The organism is Trichloromonas sp. (assembly GCF_041583255.1).
Taxonomy (GTDB): domain Bacteria; phylum Desulfobacterota; class Desulfuromonadia; order Desulfuromonadales; family Trichloromonadaceae; genus Trichloromonas.
This window is the reverse complement of record NZ_JBFHGD010000179.1, coordinates 1-7010: the sequence shown is the minus strand read 5'-3', so window position 1 is coordinate 7010 and position 7010 is coordinate 1. Positions and strand designations below refer to the sequence as shown.

Here is a 7010-nt window from a genome sequence, read left to right as displayed (position 1 = left end):
GATGCCCCGGTGCAGCGAAACCAGCCGCTCGGGGGAGGAGGAGATGATTTCCAGCCCCGGCGCGCGCAGCAGGCAGGCGAAGGGGGAGGGGTTGACCTTTCGCAGGCGGGCGTAGAGGTCGCAGGTATCTCCCGCAAAGCGGCCGTCGAAGCGGCAGGAGAGGTTGGCCTGGTAGATGTCGCCGGCGGCGATATACGCGCGGACCCGTTCGACCATCCCCTCGAACTGCTGCTGGCTGAGGATCGGCTGCGGCGGAGGAGTTGCCGGCAGCGGCTGGCTGACCAGCGGAAGGGCCAGGGCGCTGCGGACCTCGCTTTCGAGGGCGGCCAGGTCGTATTCTGGGTCCAGCGTTGCCAGGGTCAGGGTCTGCTGCTGGTGATCGTAGATTGCGGTCAGGTCGACCCAGTCGAGCCAGAGCTCGGGGACCGGCCGGTCGCGGCGGGCCTGCCGGGGCAGCTCTTCGATCCGGCCGGCCAGATCGTAGGAGAAGAAGCCGAAGAAGCCGCCGGGAAAGGCGAAGCCGTTTTCCGAAGGGGGCACCCGGCGCTCGGCCAGAATCTGTTCCAGCACGGCAAAGGGATCGCCGGGCAGCGGTGTTTCGCCCTCTTCGTCGAGGCGGGCCAATCCGCGCTGATCGAGCCGGTAGGCTTCCCGCCGCCGCAGGGGGACGATGCTGTAGCGCCCGGTGCGGGGGGACGGCGCGGGGCTCTCGAGAAATCCCGGCCCTTCGGGGCACAGGCGCGCGAAGAGGGCGAGAGGGTCGAAGCGTTCGGGTTTGAAGGTGCGGGTTTGAAACGACATCGGTTGTGGTCCGTCCGGTTGCAGGCGTGTTTATGGCTCGGTTCTCCGCCGGGTCAATTTAGTTGAGCAGGCAGGGGATTGGCAAGGGAAAACCGGCTGCTGCCGATCGAACCGGCGTGGTACGGCGAAGGGAGGGGTAATTATGACTTCTTAGCTTTAATGTGTGGATGTTCTCGGGTATACTTGCAAACTGTTTTTCTGAATCCATTTCGTCACAGAGGGTATCCCATGCTGCAAAGCAAAAACCGGATCATGCTGCTGGTCAGCCTACTGCTGGTCGGAGGCTTTCTTCTGACCAGCCTGGCCAGTTATTTTACCTCGCGCGCATCCCTGAGGGACGAAATCGCCGAAAGCACCCTGCCGCTGACCAGCGACAATATCTACTCCGAGATTCAGCGCGACCTGTTGATGCCTATATTTATATCGTCTCTGATGGCGTCGGACACCTTTGTGCGCGACTGGGTCATTGCCGGCGAGCGTGATCCCGAGAGCATGATCCGGTATCTGAACGAGATCCAGATCCGGTACAAGACCTTCACCAGCTTCTTCGTTTCGGAACAGACCGGTATCTACTACCACGCCAGTGGTATCCTGAAAAAGATCCAGTCCGAAGAGCCCCGGGACCAGTGGTATTACCGGGTGCGCGAGATGGCACCGGTTTACGAAATCAATGTTGATCCCGACCTGGCCAACCAGGATGCCCTGACCATTTTTGTCAATTACAAGGTGTTGGATTACGAAGGCAACTATCTTGGGGCCACTGGGGTCGGTTTGACGGTGTATGCCGTCAAGGAAATGGTGGAGGAATACCAAAAACGCTATCAGCGCAACATCTATTTTGTCGATCGCCAGGGGCGCATCACTCTGCACAGTTCCGGTATTGCCGATGAAGCCAAAAGTCTGCAGGATATACCTGGGCTGGCTCCGTTGACGGAAACCGTTCTTGCCTCTGAGACCGCCAATCTCAAGTACCGGCGGGGAGGGCAGGATATCCTGCTGAATACCCGCTACATCAAGGAGTTTGACTGGTACCTGCTGGTCGAGCAGTCCGAGGGCGAAACGTTTCGCAAGATTTTTGCCGCGCTCCTTGGCAATCTGGTCGTTTGTGCCCTGATCACCGCTATCGTGCTGCTGATCACCAATTACACCATCAATGCCTTTCAGAAACGGCTGGAACAGACAGCGACTACCGACAGACTCACCGGGATTCACAACCGGAATGCCTTTGAGATTCTGTATCCACAGATTCTTGCCGAGTGTCGACGCAGCGGCACCCCGTTTTCGATGATTCTGTTCGACATCGATAATTTCAAGCAGATCAATGACAGCTACGGGCACCTGGCCGGAGATGCGGTACTCAAGGCTTTGACCGAATTGACCGGCAAAAACATGCGAGCGTCCGACATGTTTTTCCGCTGGGGCGGCGATGAATTTCTGCTGCTGCTCAAGGGGTGCAACGAGGCCCATGCCAGCCAGATGACGGAAAAACTGCGCCTGGCCGTGGAAACCCGTCCTGTTAACTATGAAGGCAAGGCGATTGCGGTGACTGTCAGCCTCGGGATCGCCGAAGCCCTGCCGGGGGAAAGCGAAGATTCGCTCCTGCGGCGCGGGGATGACGCCCTGTATGCCGCCAAGCGCAACGGGCGCAACCGCATCGAACTGGCGAAAGCAGAATAGGTCCCCCCCGTCAGGGCTTTCGCGCGACCAGTTGGACGACCGCGCCCCGGCCGAAGTGAAGGCGGCCTTCGATGATGTCGCGTTCGAGTTCGGCGGCATGGTCGAAGGTGAGGCCGGCCAGTTCCTCTTTTAAACCCTCCAGTGTCATCATCAGCTCGGCCACCGGTGGCCCTCCGGTTTTGAACTGCAGCTGCTTCGGCGTGTAGGCCTCGAGAATGAACAGGCCGCCGGGGCGCAGCCCGGCCACGACCTTGCGGTGAACCTCCCGGCGCAGAGCAGGGGGGAGGTGGCAGAAAATGGAGACGATGGCATCCCAGCTGCTCTGCCCGATCTCGAAGTCGGCCAGGTCTGCAGCCGCAATCTCTATTTTTACCTGCTGTGCGGCCGCCAGCTGCCGGGCTTTTTTCAGCCCGACGGCCGAGGCATCGACCGCCAGTACCGCATGCCCCTGCTTGGCCAGAAAGACCGCGTTACGTCCTTCCCCCTCGGCCAGGCATAAAACCCGCCCTTGAGACATCCGGTCGCTTACGCTGACCAGGAAATCATTGGCCTGCGTGCCGTAGACGTATTCCTCCGTGTCGTAGCGCTGGTCCCACATCCCTTATCCCCTTTGTAAACGTTGATGGCGTCGCAAAAAGTCCGCCCTACGGCGTTACGGTGTTTTTTCAGGACCTCGACCTACCTGATGTAGGCCTTCGCCCCCGAAAAAACACCAGGCCTTGTAGGTCGAAATTTTTGCTTAGCCATCGCAAGACTTTTTGCGAATGCATCAACGTTAGCCCCAGAAAATTCCGGTTGGGTCGTTTTTTACCTCGGTGAGAAGTTTTTCGATGTCCCGGTTGGCCGGGCAATCCCGATATGGATGCCATTTGTTATTGCGGTCGGCGTAGAAGAGCTGCCAGGCTTCTGTTTTTGAGTCTTTTTTGAAACGGGCGATCGAGGTCGAAAACCAGGTTGATTGATCCTGATAGTGTGGACGCGACTCAAACAGCGTCACCTCATCGCCTTTGATCCGGAATTCAATCCGGATCTGGTCGTGATACTGGGCGGGGACGCGCTCTTGGCAGAATGTGGAAAAGAGTCTGTCGATCCGTTTCTGTTCAAATTCAGAGAGGGGCATGGTCTTATCGCTCAGTGGTCGCCAGTTTCAAGGCCAGTGCCGCAAAGATGCTGCCGGCCAGCCGGTTTAGAATTTTCTGCGCCCGCGCCGATTGGCGAAAGCGTTCGCCGAGGACGCCGGCCAGCAGGCTGATGGAACCGAATACGACAATGGCGGCGATGATGAAGACGCCGCCGAGCAGCAGCAGCTGGACGGCCAGTGAGCCCCTGGCCGGGTCGGCGAATTGGGGAAGAAAGGCCAGGAAAAAGACTGAAACCTTCGGGTTGGTGATATTCATGAGGATACCGCGCCGGTACAGCCGGCCGCGCTGCAAGGTGTCAGACCCGGTGTCCCCTTCCTGTTCGCCGCCCGCGCGAAAGGCCTGCCAGGCGAGATAGAGCAGGTAGCCGGCACCGGCGAATTTCAGCAGGGAAAAAGCCAGCACTGACGCCTGGAATAATGCCGCCAGCCCGAAAGCGACCGCGCTGGTGTGCAGCAGCAGGCCGGTGCACAGCCCCAGGGTTACCAGCAGGCCGGCGCCGCTGCCCCGCTGGGCGGCCTGGGCCATGACAAACAGGTTGTCCGGCCCTGGGGCCAGGGCGAGCAGGACCGAAGCGGTGAAAAAGAGCAACAACAGGTCGAAGGGAATCATGGCCTCTCCCGCGGCTGTAATCAGGAATCCAGCAATTCATTACCGCAATGGGCTCAAGGTAATTCTGGTACTGCTAAAGCCGAAGGGCTGATCCGTTAGCTGAGCCACTTCCGTTTTCTATGATAAGGACTGGACGAACCCAAAACAAATAAAAAGGGAGGCTCAAATGAGCCTCCCTTTGTTTGCGTTTGGTGGAGCTACGCGGGATCGAACCGCGGACCTCTTGAATGCCATTCAAGCGCTCTCCCAGCTGAGCTACAGCCCCCTTGCAACGGAGCCAACTTATAGCAAAGATGCGGATGGACTGTCAACAGGTTTTTTTTGATTTTTTTTGCAGGAAAAATTACGCCGGCGTTTTTCGCCTGGGGCATCCTCTGCTTAACCGGAAGCTGCCGGGTCGGTATCATGTTTCGCTGCTGGCCTGGGCGATGCCCAGCTGATTAACCGGAAAGCTTTGGGCGCGGAGAAATTGAGCTAGGCAATGGAAAACCTTGTCGCTGTCGCTGGGATAAGTCGGTGATTTGTCATGGTCTGGGCGCTTTTGCTGTTGACAGGAAGGCACCGGTGGGATAAGCATTTGAGGCCCGGAGACAGACCTGATTTGATTTCTTGCCAAGGCGGTATCATGCCCTACAGTGCTATTCTGATCGAGATTGCCCTTCCCGTGTTATTGATCGCGGGGGCCGAGCGTTTTGCCGTCAACTATTTCCTGCGAACCCCGCAGCAGATCGACTGGGTGCGCCGCCATGCCTGGCTGCATCCCAACTCCATCAGCCGGGCCCGCTATCCCATGGGATTTATCTCCGTATTTCTGCTGTACCTCGATTTTCCCCGGACCTGTTTTCTGTTCTTCACCTTCTGGATGATTACCGACATCACCGATGGCGAGATCGCCCGCAAGTGCGATCTGCATACCGAGGAAGGGGAAACCATCGACCCCTTTTCCGACAAGCTCATGTATTCTCCCATGCTGGTCTACATGGCCTGGGCCGGCTGGCTGAGTCCGCTATGGGTCGGCCTTTTTCTGCTCTTTGACATCATCGGCCAGGCCTCCCGCCGCTTCATAAAGATCAAGGCCGCCAACCTGTTCGGCAAGGCCAAGACCTTTTTGGTGGTGGTGCTGCTGATCGTCGTCGGGCTGGAGTGGATCTACGGCCCCCTGCCGCTGCTCGGACGCACCATTCATCCGCTGCTCGTGATCTGCGCCGCCCTGGCCTTCTGCTCCACGGTCTTCAAGCTGATCCCCAACTACTGGTACGCCAACATTCTGAGCATCCTGAACCTGGTCTGCGGACTGGCCGGCTGCTGGGTGGTGCTGGCCGGTCAGCCCCCGGTCTACGCCCTCGGGCTGGTCTTTTTGGGCCAGTTCCTCGATCTGTTCGACGGTCGCGCCGCCGAACGCTGGGGCTCGACCCCCCGCGGAGAGATTTTCGATGACGTGGCCGACGGCACCAGTTTCGGCCTGACCGTGGGCTTCATCGTCGCTACCGCCTTTTCCCAGCTCTGGCTGGGCGTGCTGATCGGGGCGATCTACCTGGCGGCCGTCGTTTACCGGCTGATCCGCTTCGTGGTCGAGAAGCGCAAGCAGGGAGTGGTCGGCGGCGTCGCCACCTTTTCCGGCATGCCGTCGCCGGCCGGTGCGCTGCTGGCGGGAACCACCTGCGTGCTGATCCCCTATGAGGCGGTCAACGGGGTGATCGTTGTCGCCACCGCCCTGTTGATGATTTCCCGGGTCCCCTACGCCCACTTCGGTCGCGCCATCCTGCCGAAAATCCCCAAAATCGTGCGAGTGCTGGCATTGGGCGCGTTTCTGTTCCTGTTGGCCCAGGGGGTGCGCCGCGACCATTACACGGCGTCGCTGCTCATCAGCTTCGGGGTTGCCGTGGCCTACCTGGTTTCGCCCCTGTTCTGGCGGGCACCGCGGGAAGATGCCGAGTCCTGATAGCCACCCGTGCGGCTGCCGCCGTCTGGATGGAGATCCAACTCTTTTCACCCGGAACCGATGATGTTTCCGGGGCAGCTGATATAATGCCTTCCTGAACACGGGAACGTTGCACTTCGGGGCGAAATTGATTATATTGGCGAAATTTTTCACCGAGGGAGAATGAAAGCTATGGGAAAAGTACTGATAGTCGGCGCTGGCGGCGTCAGCCAGGTTACTACCTGGAAGTGCGCCATGATGCCCGAAGTTTTTACGGAAATCTGCCTGGCCAGCCGGACCAAGTCCAAATGCGACGCGATCGCCGCCATGCTGCCGCGGCCGATCCGCACCGCCCAGGTCGATGCCGATAATGTCGCTGAAATGGTCGCCCTGATCAACGATTTCAAGCCGTCCCTGGTGATCAACCTGGCCCTGCCGTACCAGGACCTGTCGATCATGGACGCCTGCCTGGCGACCGGCGTCGATTACCTCGACACCGCCAATTACGAACCCCGCGACACCGCCAAGTTTGAATACAGCTGGCAGTGGGCCTATCACGACCGCTTCAAGGAGAAGGGGATCATGGCCCTGCTCGGCAGCGGTTTCGATCCGGGCGTCACCAGCGTCATGACCATGTACGCGCTCAAGCACCACTTCGATGAGATTCACACGATCGACATCATCGATTGCAACGCCGGCAGCCACGGCCTCCCTTTTGCCACCAACTTCAACCCGGAGATCAACATCCGCGAAGTGACCGCCAAGGGGCGTTTCTATGAGAACGGCCAGTGGGTCGAGACCGATCCGCTGTCGGTCAAGCAGGAATTCGAGATGCCGGAGAATCTCGGCAAACTCAACAT

The 7010-nt window shown here is 59.1% G+C and carries 7 protein-coding genes and 1 tRNA gene; 3 read left to right on the top strand and 5 right to left on the bottom strand.

The genetic code is table 11. From position 1 onward, the window contains the following. Positions 1-801: chorismate-binding protein (locus ABYV89_RS13010; RefSeq protein WP_432823375.1), on the bottom strand; the 801-nt coding region annotated here is incomplete at its 3' end. Positions 802-1029: 228 nt separating this feature from the next. On the opposite strand from ABYV89_RS13010, the gene ABYV89_RS13005 reads away from it, so the two are divergent. After that, positions 1030-2478, top strand: a complete 1449-nt coding sequence (locus ABYV89_RS13005) for a sensor domain-containing diguanylate cyclase (protein WP_432823374.1) — start codon at positions 1030-1032, stop codon at positions 2476-2478. A gap of 10 nt (positions 2479-2488) precedes the next feature. On the opposite strand, the gene ABYV89_RS13000 is transcribed toward ABYV89_RS13005, so the two are convergent. The 4 genes from ABYV89_RS13000 to ABYV89_RS12985 form a co-directional block, all read right to left on the bottom strand. Continuing rightward, positions 2489-3076 (bottom strand): SAM-dependent methyltransferase, encoded by a 588-nt coding sequence (locus ABYV89_RS13000; protein WP_432823373.1) that lies wholly within the window; start codon positions 3074-3076, stop codon positions 2489-2491. A gap of 177 nt (positions 3077-3253) precedes the next feature. Further along, positions 3254-3598 (bottom strand): DUF3024 domain-containing protein, encoded by a 345-nt coding sequence (locus ABYV89_RS12995; protein ID WP_432823372.1) that lies wholly within the window; start codon positions 3596-3598, stop codon positions 3254-3256. A 4-nt stretch (positions 3599-3602) separates the two neighbouring features. Continuing rightward, entirely contained in the window at positions 3603-4229 is a 627-nt protein-coding gene (locus ABYV89_RS12990) for a LysE family translocator (protein ID WP_432823371.1), read from the bottom strand. 189 nt (positions 4230-4418) lie between these two features. Beyond that, positions 4419-4494, bottom strand: a tRNA-Ala gene (locus tag ABYV89_RS12985). A gap of 360 nt (positions 4495-4854) precedes the next feature. Here ABYV89_RS12985 and ABYV89_RS12980 point away from each other — a divergent pair. Together ABYV89_RS12980 and ABYV89_RS12975 are read left to right on the top strand one after the other, a co-directional pair. Beyond that, positions 4855-6171, top strand: coding sequence for a CDP-alcohol phosphatidyltransferase family protein (locus ABYV89_RS12980; protein WP_432823370.1), 1317 nt, complete (start codon positions 4855-4857; stop codon positions 6169-6171). Between the two features lie 171 nt (positions 6172-6342). Then, positions 6343-7010: saccharopine dehydrogenase family protein (locus ABYV89_RS12975; protein WP_432823369.1), on the top strand; the 668-nt coding region annotated here is incomplete at its 3' end.

What these genes read in the sequence shown, in the direction of transcription:
- ABYV89_RS13005 (WP_432823374.1), top strand. Translation starts at nt 1,030, where the DNA reads ATGCTGCAAAGCAAAAACCGGATCATGCTGCTGGTCAGCCTACTGCTG.
- ABYV89_RS13000 (WP_432823373.1), bottom strand. Translation starts at nt 3,076, where the DNA reads ATGTGGGACCAGCGCTACGACACGGAGGAATACGTCTACGGCACGCAG.
- ABYV89_RS12995 (WP_432823372.1), bottom strand. Translation starts at nt 3,598, where the DNA reads ATGCCCCTCTCTGAATTTGAACAGAAACGGATCGACAGACTCTTTTCC.
- ABYV89_RS12990 (WP_432823371.1), bottom strand. Translation starts at nt 4,229, where the DNA reads ATGATTCCCTTCGACCTGTTGTTGCTCTTTTTCACCGCTTCGGTCCTG.
- ABYV89_RS12980 (WP_432823370.1), top strand. Translation starts at nt 4,855, where the DNA reads ATGCCCTACAGTGCTATTCTGATCGAGATTGCCCTTCCCGTGTTATTG.